This window comes from Streptococcus sp. CF8_St5-17 (genome assembly GCF_024295665.1).
Taxonomy (GTDB): domain Bacteria; phylum Bacillota; class Bacilli; order Lactobacillales; family Streptococcaceae; genus Streptococcus.
On sequence record NZ_JANCOU010000008.1, the window covers coordinates 1 to 17096 of the forward strand.

A 17096-nucleotide genomic window follows, 5' to 3' on the forward strand; every position below is an offset into this window, starting at 1 on the left:
GTTGTAGAAGTTGTCGTTGTGGTTGTTGTGGTCGTAGTAGTCTTATCTCCACTACCCTCACCTGAACCTGTTTCTAAACGGGTCAATGCACTGACTGAACGAGATTTTTGGAAGTTACTTGCTGACCATTCCAAAACATTGGCAACTTGAGTACCTTTTGGAAGTTCTGAAGTTAATTCTGTTGTGTACTCAATGTACATTGCCCAGTTCCAGTTGTCACCAAAGTTAATGGTGAACCCTGTGATTTTACCATCCGCATTTCGAGTAAATTCAGCTTTTTTGCTAAAGTTATCAATTGGTTCCAGTTTAAGAAGTGCTGCTTCATTTGGAATCTTCTCTGGTTGCGTTGCATAACGAACCGCACGGAAAGAGCTTTCCACCAAGACTTGTCCACTATCGCTAAAGTCATCTTTAATGACCATGTTGTTCAATTTATCTTGAACAGCATTCAAAACAACACGCCACTTGATGCGATTAGGATTTTCTGAATCTTGGTAACCATACTTCATTTCATAGTCACCAGCTTCACCGTCTGTTTTATTGTAATTGAGGGTATATTTTTCTGTCCCGAATTGGAAAGTATATTTACCAGATTCTGGTAAGTTCGTTACATTTGGACGCACAGAATATTTCAAAGACATTACCTTATCTTTGTAATTCTTAGAGAAATAATCTGTAAATGTGATCGTTACTTTTTGAGTGCTTGGATCTGTCACAGCATTCCCAATCACTTCACCACTACTATGAGTAATTGGAAATTCTAGCTTAGTAATCAAGCCCAATTCTTTAGGAAGGTCAAGTACCAGTATATCGCCTTCCTTAATTTGTTGAGTATCAGGGAAAGAAATGGTATTGGTTGCTTCCAAAACTTTACCTGTTCCGATTTGAGTGTCAGATGTCAATGGTTGACCATCAACAGTGATTGATGTTTTATTGGTATAGTCTGTAACATCAGCTGCAAATACTGTTGTCAGTACCGTCAAAGATAACACGATTATACCCAAAAATGCAAACACGCGCATCGTGTTCTTTTTAAAATAATTCATGGTTGACTCCTCTTAATTAATCAAATATATCATAGCATTTTTTGAATTCGTTTACAAGCTATTTTTAATAATATTCCAGTTTTCCCAACTTTTTATATAAAAATAGTCTTCAATGGTCGGATTTTTTATTAAATAAAAACCAGGAATAAAACCCTGGTTCATTACTTTACTATTAAGAGCCTAATTTTTCAAATACTTCTGAGAAATTTTTACTAATAGCTTCAAGAGAAACTTCTACTTCTTCTCGAGTTTGGTTGTTCTTGACCTGCACTTGACCGCTTTCAACTTCGCTCTCTCCTAGAGTGATAAGTGTCTTAGCTCCAAAGACATCAGCCGACTTAAACTGTGCTTTGAGTTTGCGGTTAAGGTAATCACGCTCTGCTTTGAAGCCTTGTTGACGAAGAGCTTGTACCAACTCTAAAGCCTTGATATTTGCTCCTTCACCAAGAACAGCAATATAAACGTCTAGGGCGTTTTCGATTGGGAGTGCTACACCTTGCTTTTCAAGAACTAAAAGGAGACGTTCTACACCAAGTCCAAACCCAAAACCAGCAGTCTCAGGACCACCAAAGTAAGCAACCAAGCCATCATAGCGACCACCTGCGCAGACTGTTAATTCATTACCCTCGATTTCAGTGATAAACTCAAAAATCGTGTGGTTGTAGTAGTCCAAACCACGCACCATGTTGGTATCGATGATATAGTCTACTCCAAGATTTTCCAGCATCTGACGCACAGCATCAAAGTGGGCTTGGCTTTCTTCATCGAGGTAATCCAAGATAGATGGTGCATTCTCCACTGCTGCCTTGTCTTCTTTTTCCTTAGAGTCCAAGACACGGAGAGGGTTTTCTTCCAAACGACGTTGACTATCCTTAGACAAGCTATCTTTGAGCGGTGTCAAGTAGTCAATCAAGGCTTGACGATAGGCCGCACGACTCTCAGGATTTCCAAGAGTATTTAGATGCAGTTTGACACCCTGAACACCGATTGCTTTCAAGAAGTGGGCTGCCATAGCGATTGTTTCCACATCTGTAGCTGGATTACTAGAGCCAAAGCACTCCACACCAATCTGGTGGAATTGACGCAAGCGACCTGCTTGTGGACGCTCATAGCGGAACATTGGCCCCATGTAGTAGAACTTGCTTGGTTTTTGCACTTCTGGTGCGAAGAGTTTGTTTTCCACATAAGAACGAACGACTGGAGCTGTTCCTTCTGGACGGAGAGTGATATGGCGGTCACCCTTGTCATAAAAATCATACATTTCCTTGGTTACGATATCGGTTGTGTCTCCAACAGAACGACTGATGACTTCATAATGCTCGAAAATAGGGGTACGCACTTCTGCATAGTTGTAGCGTTTGAAAATTTCACGCGCAAAGCCTTCAACGTACTGCCACTTGGCAGACTCAGCAGGTAAAATATCCTGCGTTCCTTTTGGTTTTTGTAATTTCATAGGGAATCCTCTTTATAACTTAATAGTCCTATTTTACCATAAATGAAAGGATTGGGACAGTCAGAGGAGTAAAGAAATAGCTTTAGTCTATTCCTCTTTCATCTAGTTTCCGGACAAATAGCAAATATCGGCCAGTATTTACAATCTAAGCCAGGCATGATACAATGAAAACCATCAGATATACGAAGGAGAACTTATGAAAAAGAATATCTTGACAACTCTTGTGGCTGCCCTTGTCTACTTTCTCTGTATCGGAGTGGGGGTTCTACTAGGAAACCTTATCGACCACACTGGAAATATGTTTTATGCCCCTGCCTTTTCTGCTCTTGTAGGTGGTAGCGTCTATATGATTCTTTTAGAAAAAGTGCCTCGCTTTGGAGCGATTACAACGATTGGGCTCGTTATCTCTCTCTTTTTCCTCGGGAGCAAGCATGGTGCTGGAGCCTTTCTCCCAGGAATCATCTGTGGACTTGCAGCGGATGGCATCGCCCATCTTGGTCATTACAAGGATAAGGTCAAGAACCTTCTTTCCTTCCTAGTATTTGCTTTTGGCACCACCGGTCCCATTCTACTTATGTGGATAACCCCTCAAGCTTATATAGCAACTCTAGTAGCTCGTGGGAAATCTCAGGACTATATTGACCGCATTATGGTCTCACCGAATCTCGGTAATATCCTACTTTTTATCGCAAGTGTCCTCATTGGTGCTTTACTTGGCGCCCTGATTGGACAAGCACTTAGTAAGAAGTTGACACATAAAAGATAAATAAAAAGAGCCGAATGGCTCTTTTTATTTATGACTTAATTTCTTGGTCAAGAAGTCTCCCAAAAACTGAATTGTAAAGATAATCAGGATAATGATGAGCGTCGCAAGGACTGTCACATCATGATTGAAACGGTTAAATCCATAAGCGATAGCTACGTTACCGATACCACCTGCTCCGACCGCTCCCGCCATAGCTGTTTCACCGACTAGTGAGATCAAGGTCACAGTTGTCACACGGATCAAGTCTGGTAGACCTTCTGATAGGTAAACACCTACGATGTCCCAGAAAGTAGCTCCACTAGCTTGAGCTGCCTCGATGACACCACCATCTAGCTCAGCTAATACCACCTGTACTTGACGAGCAAAGAAGGCAAAGACTGCAAAAGATAGGGGTACAATAGCCGCATTTGGCCCGATACTTGTCCCTACGATTAGATGAGAGAAGGGTGACAAGACAGCCAAGAGAATGATGAATGGCACCGCACGGAAGATAGAGGTAATCTTGTCCAAAATCCAGAAAACAACTTTATTTTCCAAGACACCACCTGGAGCTGTCAAGACAAGGAAAAGCCCTGCAACCAGCCCTAGGAAACCTCCGATGATGAAGGAAAGAACCGTCATATAAAGGGTCAAGTAGATTGCTGTTCCCCAGCCAGCTTGACCAGACCAACCCATCTTGTAGACGTTTGGTAAGTATGCTTTAATCAATTCTGCCATCTTACTGTCCTCCCTTCAATACTTTTAGTTGCACACCAGCCTGACGGATGGCATCTTGAGCGCTTGCCAAGGCTTCTTTTTCCCCTGACAAGACAACCACAAGTTCACCAACAGGAGTGCCATCCAAAATTTCAATATTTCCATAAAGAATATTGGCTGTTACTTGGTAGTGCTTGTACAATTCATTCAGAAGTGGTTCATCTGTAGAAGCGCCTGCATACTTGAGTTGTACCAAAATGCTGTTTTCAGATAAGTGCTCTACGATTTCTTGTTTCTCAATCTTGACCATAGCTTCATCGATACCTGTCGCCGTTGAGATAAAGTCCTGGGTCAATGGTTGCTTAGGATCTGAGAAGATTTCAAGAACGCTACCCTCTTCAATCAGACGACCATCCTGCATGACTGCTACACGGTTAGCAATGTCTTTGACAATCTGCATCTCGTGTGTAATCAGGACAATGGTCAAACCTAGTTTACGGTTCAATTCTTGCAAGAGTGACAAAATCTGTTTCGTTGTCTTTGGATCCAGAGCTGAAGTTGACTCGTCCGAAATCAAGATTTTTGGATCATTGGCCAAGGCACGCGCAATAGCCACACGTTGCTTTTGACCTCCAGATAGTTGTGAAGGATAGTTTTCGGCACGGTCAGCCAAGCCCACCAAGTCCAACAACTTAGCTACTTTAGCCTTCTTTTCTTCCTTGCTGAGTCCAGAGTGTTTGAGAGCAAAGGCTACATTTTCCTCTGCTGTTTTCTGGCTCATAAGGTTAAAGTGTTGGAAAATCATCCCAATATCTTGACGTTTATGGCGTAATTGCTCCGCAGTTAAGGTAACCTTGTTGTCAAAGATCACATCATCATCAATGGTAATTCGACCTGCAGATGGTTTTTGCAAAAGGTTAATAACACGAACTAGGGTTGATTTCCCTGCTCCAGAATATCCTACAATTCCGTAGATATCTCCTTCTTGGATGTGAATGGTCACATCCTTGACCGCTGTGATGGTTCTTTTCTTTTGGTGAAAAGTCACATCGATCTGATCTAATTTGATAATATCTCTACTCATAGCTTCTAATCAGCTCCTCTACTAATTCAATATGGGTGTAATAATCGGCGATTCGCACATTTTCATCTCCACCATGGTCTCGGCTATTAGCATTTCCTAGACCAAAGGCAACCATGGGTACTTCTAAGGCATCGAATACCGTATGCATAGGACCTGTCCCAGCCGTTGTTGGCAAGACCGATACGCCCTGTGGATAGAATTTCTTGGCCAGCTCAATAACATTGAGAATAGATGGTGCACTCATATCGCTTCGATAGCTCATCTCACCCAAGGTATAGTACAATTCTACATTATCAAAACCGTTTTTGTCTAGTTGTTTTCGGATTTTCTCCAAAACATCATGGGGTTCTAAGCCAGGAACCAAACGGACTTCTAGCTTGGCACTAGCCTCTGCTGGCAAAATCGTTTTAACCCCTTGGCCTTGATAGCCTGACTGAATTCCTTCGATATTGAATGCTGGTTCAAAGAAAAACCGTTTGAGAAAGGCTGTACGTTCCTCTTGTAAAAGTGGCAATTCCAAGCCATAAATCTGACTAATTTCCTCTGGATTGCGTTGGGCATAGGTTTCAATCAAGGCTAACTCACGTTCATTAGGCTCCTGCACATGTTCGTACAAGCCTTCAACTAAAATGCGCCCATCCGCAGCCCTCAAACTGGTCAAGGCTTGAATGAGATACCAAGGCGCTGACTCCACAACACCTCCATAGCTAGAGTGGATATCCACATCGGCACTCTTGACCTTGGCATCAAAGGTTACAATCCCCTTGTTCCCACCAGAGATTTCTAACTGTTCCAAGGCATTCTTTGTTCCTTGTTCCCAGACCAATAAATCTGCACCACGAAGTTTGTCCGCATGTTTTTCTAAATATTTATCCAAGTCCATAGAGGCAGATTCCTCTGCCCCTTCCATGATGAAGCTGATATTGACTGGAAGATCATCGTGATCTTGCATGTATTTTCTCAGCGCACTGAGTCGAGCAGTGATATGCCCCTTGTCATCATCAACCCCGCGTCCATACATAATGCCATCACGCACAGAGAGTGTAAAAGGATCCTCTGTCCAAACTTGATCACCATCTGCTGGTACTGTGTCATAATGGTTGTAGAAAATGATAGTCTTGGCATCTGGACGTGAACTTTTGAAATGCGCCATGACAAAAGGTGCTGTATAGCTCTCGTCAATCTCGACCTCTGCACCTACGCGCTTGAAGATTTCGCCTAGATAACGAGCCACCTCTTTCAGACCAACTTGTTGGGCAAAGACTGATTTTTTAGAAATCAAGGTACGCAAAACTTCAAAGTAATGCTGCGCTACATGATCCTTTTCAAACTTTTCAATTTGTTCTTCTTGGCTAGGGAAAACCATTTTCTCTCTACCTTTCTACTAGGACTTGTACCTTTGGAATCAATACAAGTGGATGTTCCTTTTCTTTAGTCTCTATATAAAAGCAAGAGGTGGAAAAATCTCTCCCACCTCCCTGTTTTTATTACCAAACTGGTTGATCCAAGCCGTCTGAAGTTTCTTCGATGACTTTTTTCACTTCGTCAGTGTGGTAAGCTGCGATAATTTTCTTGATTGCATCAGCTTTAGGTGATGATTCCCAATCTTTTTTCGCAACGATGATGTTGTACCATTGTTTTGAGTTTTCGTCAGCTTGCTCTTTAAAGAGTGCTTTCTTGTAGTCCAATTTTGCTTCTGTAACAAAAGTGTTGTTTACAACAGCTGCATCAACTGAAGTCAATGAACGAGCTGTTTGGCTAGCGTCCAACTCAGTGATTTTCAAGTTCTTTGGATTTTCTTTGATGTTTGCGATTGTAGCAAGTTCAGTTCCTGAAACATCCAATTTAATCAAACCTGCTGATTGAAGAAGGTAAAGGGCACGGCTTTCGTTAGTAGCATCATTTGGAATTGCAATTTCACCGTTATTTGGGATTTCTTCCACTTTAGTATACTTGTTTTCTTCACCGTTTTTACCTGAGTAAAGGCGGATTGGTGAGATATAAGTATCTGCAATCGCTACAAGGTCTTTACCGTTTTCTTTGTTCCAGTTGTTCAAGAAGTTGTAGTGTTGGAAAGCGTTCAAGTCTACTTCACCATCAGCAGTTGCTTTGTTTGGTTGTGAGTAGTCTGTAAACTCTGTGAATTCCAATTTAATTCCGTCTTTTTCAACCAATTCTTGGACTTTATCCCAACGCGCTTCTTCTGAACCGCTACGGTTAACAGTTGCAATTTTAACTGTAGTTGTATTGTCCGCTTTCTTGTCTGAATTTCCGCAAGCTGCAAGTGTAAGGCCTGCTACTGTAGCAATCGCTGCTACGCTTAACCATTTTTTGATTTTCATGATTCTTTCTCCTTTAAAAATAATACCGTAATAGTATCTCATACTTTATTTGATTTAGCAAATTGTTATTAGATAGGCAGACATATAGTTTGAAACTATATGTCTAAAAGTTACAAAATCATCCACCTACGAGAGAATGGATGATTTAAAAGCTTATTTAATGTCCGCTTCTGCTGGGAGGTAAGAACCACCGAAGAACTGTTGAGATAATTTTTCAAGAGTTCCGTCTTTATATAGTTCTTGGATGCGTTTGTCAACAAATGATTTCAATTCATCTTGATCTTTTGCAAGAAGTGGGTACACGTAAGGTTGTTGGTCGCTTGGAAGTTCGATGACTTTCAAGTTATCCAAACCTTGGTTTTTGATAACTGTTTCTACACCGATTTTATCAAAAATCTTGTAGTCAAATTGACCGTCACTCAAGCGAGACATGATTTGTTGGAAATCAGCTTTTGTATAGTTAAGGACAGTTGGATTATCTGCGTGTTGTTTGTTGTATTCTTCCAGCTGTTTAGCTGATGTTGTTCCTTGTACGACTTCAGTAGATTTTCCACCGATATCATCAAGTGATTTGATGCTGTTGTCATCTTTCTTCACTACAAGGACATTAGGGTTTTGGGCAGTTGGTGCTGCATAAAGATATTTTTCTGCACGTTCTTTAGTGTAGCTGATGTTGTTAACTGCCATTTGGTAACGATCTGCGTCAAGACCTGCAAAGATACCTGACCATTCTGTCTTTTCAAACTTGACATCATATTTGTCAGAGTCTTTAAAGATAGCACGAACAACTTCGATTTCGTAACCAGTCAACTCACCATTTTCTTCATAGTTAAATGGTTTTGGTGAAGCGTTGGTTGCAACGATAATTTCTTTCTTACCAGATGTTGCTTCGCTAGTTGCAGCATCTTTCTTCTCACCACCTGAGCAAGCTGCTAATACACCTGCGACAACAAGCCCTAGAGCAGCAAGTGATGAATATTTAACGATTTTTTTCATGATAATTCCTCCAAAATAAAATACATTCTTATCTTAACAGAAAAAATGAGATCGCGCCATTATATGATTTCTATATTTGTGATAGGTTTTCTTTATGGCTGATTAAAAGACCAAACGTAGGACTGCTATCAAGACTACTCCAAAGAGAACCGTCCCCACCAGATTACGGTAACGAAAGGCCACAAAGGCTGTTGGGAAGACTGCTAGAAAGTCTAGCCATTTTATCTGCGGGAAGCTTCCAGCTTTTCCTGTCACCACACTTGAAAGAATCAAGGCAAAGATAACAGAGACTGGGAGAAATTTCAAAAAGCGCTCTACGATAGGTGGCAACCCCTTGTACTTGGCAAGGATAAAAGGAATCATTCTCGGAATCCAAGTCACCAAGCCAGAAAAGACGATTGCCATTAAAATATACTTACTGACCATCCAAAATCACCCCCATGGTACAACCCAACAAGGTCGCAAATAGGACAGCTAGCGACTGAGACACTACTGTCAAGAGCACAAAAAAGGAAACAGCAACAACTCCCAGAATGATGAAGAGTTTCCGTAAGGGAATCCGTTTTTGCATAATCTGAAACTGGGAAGTGAAAATCCCGATAAACATCCCCACTAGGGCAAAATCTAGACCAAAAACTTCCGGATTTGGCAAAAGGCCACCTAGAGCGGTTCCGACAACTGTTCCCAAAAACCAAGAAATATAGCTATTGAGATTGTTTCCATGCATCCACATAGGGTTGACCTTATCCGTATGAACCCGTTCTCCCATCAAGACCCCATAGGTTTCATCGGTCAAAAGGCTAGACATGCTGATATTATGCCAGAGACTGGTATGACGGAAATAGGTCGAAGCATGCAAACTCAACAAAAAGAGACGTAGATTAATCAAAAAGACCGTCATAGCAATGGCTGCCACAGGTGCTTGAACTGCTATCAAGGCTATCATGGCAAACTGGGCGCTCCCAGCATAGACAAAGAGGCTCATCAAGCCCATTTCCACAGGTGTTACATAGGGAGAACCGATAATCCCACAAGCAAGACCGATGCTGATATAACCTAAAGCCGTCGGCACAGCTGCTTGTACACCCTCCCAAAATCCTTTTTCTTTCATAAACCTCCTCACTATTCATTACTTTATCAACTACTTTCCAGACAGTCACAGCAAAAATTATTATAACACATTCAAAGAGGAGAAAACAGTCTGGAATTTGAAACTAATAGCAAGTATCAGCCCCTGAACAGTATGGTTCATTATGGATACATGAGAAATTGATCAATTCGAATTCTATACTTATAGCCTTCATTTTTTTCAGTATATTCATTTTCTATCGGGTAGACATCAACCCAGAGCTCTCTCCTTTGGCCTTGCAATTTGACTTTATAGCGATAGCCATCATCGTATAATCCTACTGTCTCGGTAGTTACGGATTTGAAAGTCGGAAGAGCTTCAATTTCTTTTTTTATAGTCTGGGATAAATTGTAGAGCGCTACTTGTTGCTCCATTTTTGAAGCTACAGGAATATGAACTGTCGCTTCTTCCAAGCGATGTGATTTTGAAAATGTGAAATCTGCTCGACCTGTATAACCATTCAATGCAATATTTTCGTAATGATAGAAAAGCCGCCCTGTTTTATAGAAATAAGGATCCCTTGCATGCCAAGTGTCCCGATAGGCGGTTTCCGTTTCTTCTATCACTTCATCAGCTTCTCCAAACACTTTTTCAAGAGATTTGAGGGGCATATTGAATGACAGTGACTCAAATAGAATCAATTGTGTCTTTGGAATATGCTGGCAAGCTGACATACAAAGCAATAAAGCTCCAAGAGCAAGCAAACCACTGATTATTTTTGTAAATTTCATATATCTACTATACAAAAAAAGTCTCAGACTGACAAACTTTGGATTTTTCGATTACATTTTGAGATTTGTTCTCTGAATTTTGAGGAAACAAAGAATTGATCAAAAATTAGTAACAGACAGCCAAAATAAAAAAGACTGAAAAACCAGTCTTATTTATAATACTTAGCTAGTCAGTTCTTTTGTTTTTATGATTGGCAGAAACTCTAAAACAGCAAGGGGAGAGTCTGGCCAATGCCGTTGTAAACTATATGCAGTCCAATAGGCCAATAAATGGACTTTGTCACTCTAAACAAGACTGCAAATATGAGACCGCCACCCATATAGAAGAAAAAGTCTGTTAAAACCCAACCGTGGTTACTAATATGCAAGATCCCAAACAAAGCAGCCGAACCAAGCACATCCAGTCCCCATTTCTTTCCTTTCTCCAGAGCAGTCATCACCAATCCACGATAAATCATCTCTTCAAAAATGGGACCTGCAATTACAGGATAGAAAAAATACATCAAAAATGCCGTAGCTCCTGTAAAAGTAGGAACATCCAGTTGATAAGCAATTTCATTTTTAGTAGGTGGGAAAATAAAAAATGTGACGAAATTCCAAATAACAAAAGCAAGAAGAGCTAAAAAGGAATAGAAAAGATAGGAACCCTTAAATTTTCTGCTGCTGATTTTCTGCCATTTACCTAACCAAACCATAACAATAATAGCAAGCAAAACCACAAGAAAATTCAACATCATATCTGACAAATAATAGGCAAAGTCAGATAGACCTGCAGCAAGGTCGCTGTGTAAAACCAGACGAATCAAGAACTGGTCAGCAATGACAAGTAGAATAGCTATAAACAAGTAGTAGCGTGAGATTATCTTTTTCATTTTATTTTCTCCTATACTATGAAATTATGAAATAAGGACAGCATAAGACGAAAAGTGCCCTAGTTCAAACTTGGATAGCTGGGATGCTGTCAGTCCATCACAAGCAACATCTGACTGCTTGAGTTTTCTCGCCAGACGCAATTCCTTGTAAAATTCTCCCAATTCCATTTTTTCAATCATGGCCAAACTCCCCTTACTATTCTATTCGTAAAACTTTTCCTTTTTTAACATATTATAAAATATTTTAGCAAAAAAGTCAGCCTCAAGCTGACTCTTTATTCCATGGTATCAAAGGCGAGACTTGGTTTGGCATTGAGGTCCAGGCCTGCGAAGTTTTCTTTGTTCCACTCGCTGATGCTGGCATAGGCAATCATACCTGCATTGTCTCCACAGAGGCGCAGAGGCGGAATGATAACTTTGACATCGGTAATTTCGGCTGCTAGGCGTTCTCTAAGACCTTTGTTAGCTGCTACACCACCAGCCACGACTAGGGTTTTAACAGGATATTTCTCCAAGGCCTTCTTGGTTTTTGCCATGAGAATATCCATGACAGCTGCTTGGAAGGAAGCAGATAGGTCTTCCTTGGACAAGCTTTCTCCCTTTTGCTCGGCATTGTGGTGAAGATTGATAAAGGCAGACTTCAAACCAGAGAATGAAAACTCCAGATTGTCTTCCTTAATCATAGCACGTGGGAAGTCATACACATCCTGACCTTGATGAGCCAACTCGTCAATCTCACGACCTGCTGGATAGGTCAAGCCCATGACACGTCCAACCTTATCATAGGCTTCACCAACTGCATCATCACGGGTCTCCCCAACAATCTTATAATCACCAGCTTCAGAAACATAGACCAACTCTGTGTGTCCACCACTGACTAGAAGGGCTAGCAAAGGAAACTCCAAGGGTTCCACACTTTGAGCCGCCATGAGGTGACCAGCCATGTGATTCACAGGAATCAGAGGAAGACCATGAGCCCAAGCAAAAGCCTTGGCAGCTGACAAGCCAACTAGCAAAGCTCCAACCAAGCCCGGTCCGTAGGTAACCGCCACAGCTGTCACATCGTTTTCAGTAATTCCTGCTTCTGCTAACGCCTCCTCGATACAGGCTGTAATGACTTCAACATGGTGGCGGCTAGCCACTTCTGGCACCACGCCACCAAAACGTTTATGACTCTCAATTTGACTAGCAATGACATTGGACAAGAGCTCATCGTCGTTTTTCAGGACGGCGACACTGGTCTCATCACAGGATGTCTCAAATGCTAAAATATATCTATCCTTCATCTATTTCTCTCTTCATGATAATGGCATCCTCAACTGGATCATGGTAGTAGGCTTTTCGCTCAGCGATGACCGCCATTTTTTCTTTCTTGTAAAATGCTTGCGCTCGGTGATTTGACTTTCTAACTTCGAGGAAAATCTCCTTGTCTGTCGGCAATGTTGCAAACAAGGCTAAAGCTACCCCCTGTCCTTGATAGGCTTTCTTGACAGCGATTTGCAGGACTTCTGCTTCAAAAAGATTCTCCTGAATTGCTAGAAAACCTATCACTTCTGCCCCATCATAAGCTAGAGCATACCAAGTCTGGTCTTGAGACAGGTCTGCTTGGATTTGTTCCAGCGTCCAAGGGCTGACTGGGTAAACATCTACCATAACAGCATAGATAGCTTGAGCCAAGTCAGGTTGCTGTTGGATTCGTTTGATTCCTACCATAGGCGTTTAATGTAAGACTCGCCGGACTCGGCATGATTCTTAAGCCAGTTTTCCTCAGCTTCGACACGCTTGAGGTAATTCGGCACAAAGTCGTGCAAGGAGTCTGCTTCCTTGTCCCAGGCCCAAAGAGCTAGATTCGCTGCGTTTGGTATGGTTTCTTGGTAGTTAGCTTGTGGCAATTGTTCTTGGATTTGATCCACAAAGGCTCCAACTTCTCCAACAAAGGTTACCTGCTCAGCATCCTTGACTTTTTCTAACACCTCTTCAAAAGATAGATGCGCTTCTGGAAAGACTGGTTGGGCATTTTCATAAAATCCTGCATAAACATTGTTGCGACGCGCATCCATCAAAGGGACAACCAAACCTTGCTGCCGGCTCGGTACCAGGGCTAAAAGGCTAGACATCCCCACTAACTCAATGTTTAGAGTATGAGCCAAAGTCTTAGCAGTTGCTACTGCAATTCGCAAACCTGTATAGCTACCCGGTCCCTCTGCTACTACGATTCGATCCAAATCTCTAGGTGTCAAATCTAGACTGGCCATCAAAAAATCGATGACAGGCATGAGGGTAATGCTGTGATTTTTCTTAATATTGATCATAGTCTCGGCCAGAAGCTGCTTGTCCTCTAAAATGGCTAGAGAAAGAGCCTTGCTGGACGTATCAAAAGCTAATACTTTCATAACACATTCCTATCTTTTTGTCTGCTTACTATTATACTACAAAAGCTGACACATGGGAATTTTCTTTGTTTTGAAACAAAATTGTCCTGCCAAATAGACAGGACAAGCACTCAAGAATTCAAACCAAAGTAAAACACAAACCAGACCACATAGGTCACCAGGAGAAGGAAAAACGAATACAGAGTCACGAAACCAATCTTCCAAATGAGTTTGGCTTTCCGATACTCTAGCCGAGTATACAAAACATTTCCTCCGTAAACACAGGCAACGAATACCGCAAAGGCCAGAAGACGAATGATAATAGCTAGTTGAAACATATCCTGCCCTCCTTCATAAGGAAAAACCTCTTTTCTAACTTTATTATAGCACTTGATTCCAAAGTCTTCAAATACTTGTATCGGGCACAATGAAACACATTTCAAGCTCCTTACTTTCATGTTTCCTGCTTTTACTAATTCCCCTTTTTATGTTATAATTGAGATAATTGTAACGAATCAAGGTCAATACAGGCAGAAAATGAAATAGAAACAAACAGCTTCAAGCTGGTAATTTTTTGAATACAGCTGACCTGAAAACAGAAAGGAAACACATGATTTACAAAGTTTTTTATCAAGAAACTAAAGACCGTAGCCCACGTCGTGAAACAACACGCTCACTTTACTTAGACATTGATGCTAACTCAGAACTTGAGGGACGTATCATTGCCCGTGAACTTGTTGAAAAAAACCGTCCAGAATTCAACGTTGAATATATCGAGCTCTTGTCAGACAAATTGCTAGACTACGAAAAAGAAACTGGCGCATTCGAAATTACGGAGTTCTAATATGGCCTATACTCTTAAACCAGAAGAAGTGGGCGTTTTTGCCATTGGTGGTCTAGGAGAAATCGGTAAAAATACATACGGAATCGAATACCAAGACGAAATCATCATCGTTGATGCAGGGATTAAATTCCCCGAGGATGATCTTCTTGGTATCGACTACGTTATCCCTGATTACTCTTACATTGTCGAAAATATCGACCGCGTCAAGGCTCTCTTGATTACCCACGGACACGAGGACCATATTGGTGGGATTCCGTTCTTGCTCAAGCAAGCAAATATCCCTATCTATGCAGGTCCACTAGCTCTCGCTTTGATCCGTGGAAAACTCGAAGAGCACGGACTTTTGCGCAACGCTACACTTCACGAAATCAACCACAATACTGAGTTGACCTTTAAAAATCTTAAGGCAACCTTCTTTAGAACAACCCACTCGATTCCAGAGCCTTTGGGTATCGTTATTCACACCCCTCAAGGGAAAATCGTTTGTACGGGTGACTTCAAGTTTGACTTTACACCAGTTGGTGAACCTGCAGACTTGCACCGTATGGCAGCCCTAGGTGAAGACGGAGTGCTTTGCTTACTCTCAGACTCGACAAATGCTGAAGTGCCAACCTTTACAAACTCTGAAAAGGTCGTTGGTCAGTCTATCATGAAGATTATCCAAGGTATCGAAGGACGTATCATCTTTGCATCCTTTGCCTCAAATATCTTCCGTCTCCAACAAGCGACTGATGCTGCTGTCAAAACAGGGCGTAAGATTGCTGTCTTTGGACGCTCTATGGAGAAAGCCATTGTTAACGGAATCGAGCTTGGCTACATCAAAGCTCCTAAGGGAACCTTCATCGAGCCAAATGAAATCAAAGATTACCCTGCGGGTGAGATTCTTATCCTCTGTACGGGTAGCCAGGGTGAACCTATGGCTGCTCTCTCTCGTATCGCTAACGGAACTCACCGTCAGGTGCAACTCCAGCCTGGTGACACGGTTATCTTCTCATCTAGCCCAATTCCAGGAAACACCACTAGCGTCAACAAGCTGATTAACATCATTTCTGAAGCTGGTGTTGAAGTTATCCATGGTAAGATTAACAACATCCATACATCTGGACACGGTGGTCAGCAAGAACAAAAACTTATGCTCCGCCTCATCAAACCAAAATACTTCATGCCTGTCCACGGTGAATATCGCATGCAAAAAGTCCACGCTGGACTTGCCGTAGATACTGGAGTTGAGAAGGACAATATCTTTATCATGAGCAATGGTGATGTCCTTGCCCTTACTGCAAACTCTGCTCGTATCGCTGGTCATTTCAATGCTCAAGATATCTACGTCGATGGAAATCGGATTGGTGAAATCGGTGCTGCAGTCCTAAAAGACCGCCGAGACCTATCCGAAGATGGTGTTGTACTTGCTGTCGCAACGGTAGACTTTGAGTCTCAGATGATTATTTCTGGACCAGATATCCTTAGTCGTGGTTTCGTCTACATGCGCGAATCTGGCGACTTGATCCGTCAAAGCCAACGCATCCTTTTCAATGCTATTCGTATCGCTTTGAAAAACAAGGACGCTAGCGTCCAATCAGTCAACGGTGCTATCGTAAACGCCATTCGACCATTCCTTTACGAAAACACTGAACGTGAACCAATCATCATTCCGATGATTCTCACGCCAGATGAAGAATAAGAAAAAATTCTCTGAAATCCTATGACTTCAGAGAATTTTTATTATTTAACAACGATTTCGTAACGAGTTTTGCTGGTAAAAGTTTCACCTGCTTTGAGGATAACTTGATTTTTAAGATCACTATGAATAGCATCTGGTAAGGCTTGCGCCTCAAGAGCAATCCCATTATGTTGAATCATTGGTTGACCAGCTATCATGACACTCTCATCCACAAAGTTAGCTGTGTAGACTACAAAGCAAGATGCTTCTGTCTTGAAGAGCAGGAAGCGACCTGAAGCTTGGTCATAGAGGAAACCAGCATTATCATGTCCTGCAGGAAGAGCAAATGGATGGTCCAATCCAGATACGAGTTGAATCTGTTCATCTTCGTCTGCAAAGATATCTTTCAACAAGGCACCATTGTAGATATGTTTGACTACATCTCGGTTAGCATCTGGAGTTTTTGCAGGTACACCGTCAGGAGCGATTGGGTAAATACCTTCTGTATTCAGTTGGAAAACATGGCGATCAACCGTCTGAGTGAAATCCCCAGACAAGTTAAAGTAACTATGGTTGGTCGGATTGACCAAGGTATCCTGGTCCGTCGTCACCTTATAGCTAACTTCGTAAGCACCATTTTCTTCCAAGTGGTAGCTGATCCAGATATTAAGATTTCCAGGGAAACCTCCTGTACCGTCTGTTCTTTCTGTGTAAAGAGTCAAACCATGGTCGCTGACTTCAACCAATTCAAACAAGCTAGAATCCCAACCTGTCGAACCGCTGTGGTTACAGTTGCTAGCGTTGTTGACTTCGAGTTCATAGGTTTTCCCATTCAATTCGAATGTCGCACCTGCGATACGACCTGCAACTGGTCCTACACTCGCTCCATGTTTAGGACTGTTACCTACATAGCTGTCAAAATCATCAAAGCCTAGGATAACATTGGCAAAATTACCAGCCTTATCAGGAGTTACATAGCGTAGAATCGTTGCACCATAGGTCATGACTTCTAGTTGGTAGCCTGCTTCTGTTTCAAAGCGATAAGCGACAACATCCTTGTCATCCACTTTCCCAAATACACGTTCTGTGTATGCTTTCATCCTTC

At 41.8% G+C, this 17096-nt stretch carries 19 protein-coding genes and 1 pseudogene; 3 read left to right on the top strand and 17 right to left on the bottom strand.

Annotation, left to right across the window (positions count from 1 at the left end; all coding sequences use genetic code 11):
- Positions 1–1046: Ig-like domain-containing protein (locus NMM19_RS06880; RefSeq protein WP_254730700.1), on the bottom strand; the 1046-nt coding region annotated here is incomplete at its 3' end.
- Between the two features lie 172 nt (positions 1047–1218).
- Positions 1219–2499: a histidine--tRNA ligase gene (gene hisS / locus NMM19_RS06885; RefSeq protein WP_178894432.1), complete on the bottom strand. Its 1281-nt coding sequence runs from the start codon at positions 2497–2499 to the stop codon at positions 1219–1221.
- A gap of 196 nt (positions 2500–2695) precedes the next feature.
- On the opposite strand from hisS, the gene NMM19_RS06890 reads away from it, so the two are divergent.
- Positions 2696–3265, top strand: a complete 570-nt coding sequence (locus NMM19_RS06890) for an MptD family putative ECF transporter S component (RefSeq protein ID WP_178894431.1) — start codon at positions 2696–2698, stop codon at positions 3263–3265.
- Positions 3266–3289: 24 nt separating this feature from the next.
- Here the strand turns inward: NMM19_RS06890 and NMM19_RS06895 are convergent, their stop codons facing one another.
- The 14 genes and pseudogenes from NMM19_RS06895 to NMM19_RS06960 form a co-directional block, all read right to left on the bottom strand.
- Positions 3290–3982, bottom strand: a complete 693-nt coding sequence (locus NMM19_RS06895; protein WP_004250431.1) for a methionine ABC transporter permease — start codon at positions 3980–3982, stop codon at positions 3290–3292.
- A 1-nt stretch (position 3983) separates the two neighbouring features.
- Positions 3984–5045 (bottom strand): methionine ABC transporter ATP-binding protein, encoded by a 1062-nt coding sequence (locus tag NMM19_RS06900; protein ID WP_178894430.1) that lies wholly within the window; start codon positions 5043–5045, stop codon positions 3984–3986.
- Positions 5038–6411 carry a M20/M25/M40 family metallo-hydrolase gene (locus tag NMM19_RS06905; protein ID WP_178894429.1) on the bottom strand — a complete coding sequence of 458 codons (1374 nt, stop codon included), beginning with the start codon at positions 6409–6411 and terminating at the stop codon, positions 5038–5040. Before NMM19_RS06905 ends, NMM19_RS06900 begins: the two co-directional genes overlap by 8 nt.
- Positions 6412–6532: 121 nt before the next feature.
- Complete coding sequence (locus NMM19_RS06910) at positions 6533–7387, bottom strand: MetQ/NlpA family ABC transporter substrate-binding protein (RefSeq protein WP_016466399.1); 855 nt, start codon at positions 7385–7387, stop codon at positions 6533–6535.
- A gap of 153 nt (positions 7388–7540) precedes the next feature.
- Entirely contained in the window at positions 7541–8383 is an 843-nt protein-coding gene (locus tag NMM19_RS06915; RefSeq protein WP_178894428.1) for an amino acid ABC transporter substrate-binding protein, read from the bottom strand.
- Positions 8384–8485: 102 nt separating this feature from the next.
- Positions 8486–8809 carry an AzlD domain-containing protein gene (locus NMM19_RS06920; RefSeq protein ID WP_178894427.1) on the bottom strand — a complete coding sequence of 108 codons (324 nt, stop codon included), beginning with the start codon at positions 8807–8809 and terminating at the stop codon, positions 8486–8488.
- Positions 8799–9494 carry an AzlC family ABC transporter permease gene (locus NMM19_RS06925; RefSeq protein WP_178894426.1) on the bottom strand — a complete coding sequence of 232 codons (696 nt, stop codon included), beginning with the start codon at positions 9492–9494 and terminating at the stop codon, positions 8799–8801. The genes NMM19_RS06920 and NMM19_RS06925 overlap by 11 nt, the downstream gene beginning before the upstream one ends.
- A gap of 140 nt (positions 9495–9634) precedes the next feature.
- A complete protein-coding gene (locus tag NMM19_RS06930) occupies positions 9635–10243 on the bottom strand; it encodes a hypothetical protein (protein ID WP_178894425.1) in 609 nt (202 codons plus the stop codon).
- Positions 10244–10446: 203 nt separating this feature from the next.
- Positions 10447–11115 (bottom strand): CPBP family intramembrane glutamic endopeptidase, encoded by a 669-nt coding sequence (locus NMM19_RS06935; RefSeq protein ID WP_178894424.1) that lies wholly within the window; start codon positions 11113–11115, stop codon positions 10447–10449.
- Between the two features lie 57 nt (positions 11116–11172).
- A pseudogene (locus NMM19_RS06940) lies at positions 11173–11295 on the bottom strand (MutR family transcriptional regulator); the annotation flags it as partial.
- A 95-nt stretch (positions 11296–11390) separates the two neighbouring features.
- Positions 11391–12401, bottom strand: a complete 1011-nt coding sequence (tsaD, locus tag NMM19_RS06945) for a tRNA (adenosine(37)-N6)-threonylcarbamoyltransferase complex transferase subunit TsaD (protein WP_178894422.1) — start codon at positions 12399–12401, stop codon at positions 11391–11393.
- Complete coding sequence (gene rimI / locus NMM19_RS06950; protein WP_178894421.1) at positions 12391–12828, bottom strand: ribosomal protein S18-alanine N-acetyltransferase; 438 nt, start codon at positions 12826–12828, stop codon at positions 12391–12393. The genes tsaD and rimI overlap by 11 nt, the downstream gene beginning before the upstream one ends.
- Positions 12822–13508, bottom strand: a complete 687-nt coding sequence (tsaB, locus tag NMM19_RS06955; RefSeq protein ID WP_178894420.1) for a tRNA (adenosine(37)-N6)-threonylcarbamoyltransferase complex dimerization subunit type 1 TsaB — start codon at positions 13506–13508, stop codon at positions 12822–12824. The genes rimI and tsaB overlap by 7 nt, the downstream gene beginning before the upstream one ends.
- 110 nt (positions 13509–13618) lie before the next feature.
- Entirely contained in the window at positions 13619–13825 is a 207-nt protein-coding gene (locus NMM19_RS06960) for a hypothetical protein (RefSeq protein WP_178894419.1), read from the bottom strand.
- A gap of 272 nt (positions 13826–14097) precedes the next feature.
- Here NMM19_RS06960 and NMM19_RS06965 point away from each other — a divergent pair, with 272 nt between their 5' ends.
- Positions 14098–14331: a DNA-dependent RNA polymerase subunit epsilon gene (locus tag NMM19_RS06965; RefSeq protein WP_049496700.1), complete on the top strand. Its 234-nt coding sequence runs from the start codon at positions 14098–14100 to the stop codon at positions 14329–14331.
- A 1-nt stretch (position 14332) separates the two neighbouring features.
- Complete coding sequence (locus NMM19_RS06970; protein ID WP_004250408.1) at positions 14333–16012, top strand: ribonuclease J; 1680 nt, start codon at positions 14333–14335, stop codon at positions 16010–16012.
- Positions 16013–16053: 41 nt separating this feature from the next.
- Here the strand turns inward: NMM19_RS06970 and NMM19_RS06975 are convergent, their stop codons facing one another.
- On the bottom strand, positions 16054–17091 hold the full coding sequence (locus tag NMM19_RS06975; protein ID WP_178894418.1) for an aldose epimerase family protein: 1038 nt from the start codon (positions 17089–17091) through the stop codon (positions 16054–16056).
- Positions 17092–17096 lie beyond the last annotated feature (5 nt).

Bases quoted from the DNA above. Each gene is read 5' to 3' on its own strand.
- NMM19_RS06920 (WP_178894427.1), bottom strand. From the start codon at position 8,809: ATGGTCAGTAAGTATATTTTAATGGCAATCGTCTTTTCTGGCTTGGTG.
- NMM19_RS06915 (WP_178894428.1), bottom strand. From the start codon at position 8,383: ATGAAAAAAATCGTTAAATATTCATCACTTGCTGCTCTAGGGCTTGTT.
- NMM19_RS06925 (WP_178894426.1), bottom strand. From the start codon at position 9,494: ATGAAAGAAAAAGGATTTTGGGAGGGTGTACAAGCAGCTGTGCCGACG.
- NMM19_RS06910 (WP_016466399.1), bottom strand. From the start codon at position 7,387: ATGAAAATCAAAAAATGGTTAAGCGTAGCAGCGATTGCTACAGTAGCA.
- NMM19_RS06970 (WP_004250408.1), top strand. From the start codon at position 14,333: ATGGCCTATACTCTTAAACCAGAAGAAGTGGGCGTTTTTGCCATTGGT.
- NMM19_RS06975 (WP_178894418.1), bottom strand. From the start codon at position 17,091: ATGAAAGCATACACAGAACGTGTATTTGGGAAAGTGGATGACAAGGAT.
- NMM19_RS06895 (WP_004250431.1), bottom strand. From the start codon at position 3,982: ATGGCAGAATTGATTAAAGCATACTTACCAAACGTCTACAAGATGGGT.
- NMM19_RS06965 (WP_049496700.1), top strand. From the start codon at position 14,098: ATGATTTACAAAGTTTTTTATCAAGAAACTAAAGACCGTAGCCCACGT.
- NMM19_RS06930 (WP_178894425.1), bottom strand. From the start codon at position 10,243: ATGAAATTTACAAAAATAATCAGTGGTTTGCTTGCTCTTGGAGCTTTA.
- NMM19_RS06935 (WP_178894424.1), bottom strand. From the start codon at position 11,115: ATGAAAAAGATAATCTCACGCTACTACTTGTTTATAGCTATTCTACTT.
- NMM19_RS06960 (WP_178894419.1), bottom strand. From the start codon at position 13,825: ATGTTTCAACTAGCTATTATCATTCGTCTTCTGGCCTTTGCGGTATTC.
- tsaB (WP_178894420.1), bottom strand. From the start codon at position 13,508: ATGAAAGTATTAGCTTTTGATACGTCCAGCAAGGCTCTTTCTCTAGCC.
- NMM19_RS06905 (WP_178894429.1), bottom strand. From the start codon at position 6,411: ATGGTTTTCCCTAGCCAAGAAGAACAAATTGAAAAGTTTGAAAAGGAT.
- NMM19_RS06890 (WP_178894431.1), top strand. From the start codon at position 2,696: ATGAAAAAGAATATCTTGACAACTCTTGTGGCTGCCCTTGTCTACTTT.
- rimI (WP_178894421.1), bottom strand. From the start codon at position 12,828: ATGGTAGGAATCAAACGAATCCAACAGCAACCTGACTTGGCTCAAGCT.
- NMM19_RS06900 (WP_178894430.1), bottom strand. From the start codon at position 5,045: ATGAGTAGAGATATTATCAAATTAGATCAGATCGATGTGACTTTTCAC.
- tsaD (WP_178894422.1), bottom strand. From the start codon at position 12,401: ATGAAGGATAGATATATTTTAGCATTTGAGACATCCTGTGATGAGACC.
- hisS (WP_178894432.1), bottom strand. From the start codon at position 2,499: ATGAAATTACAAAAACCAAAAGGAACGCAGGATATTTTACCTGCTGAG.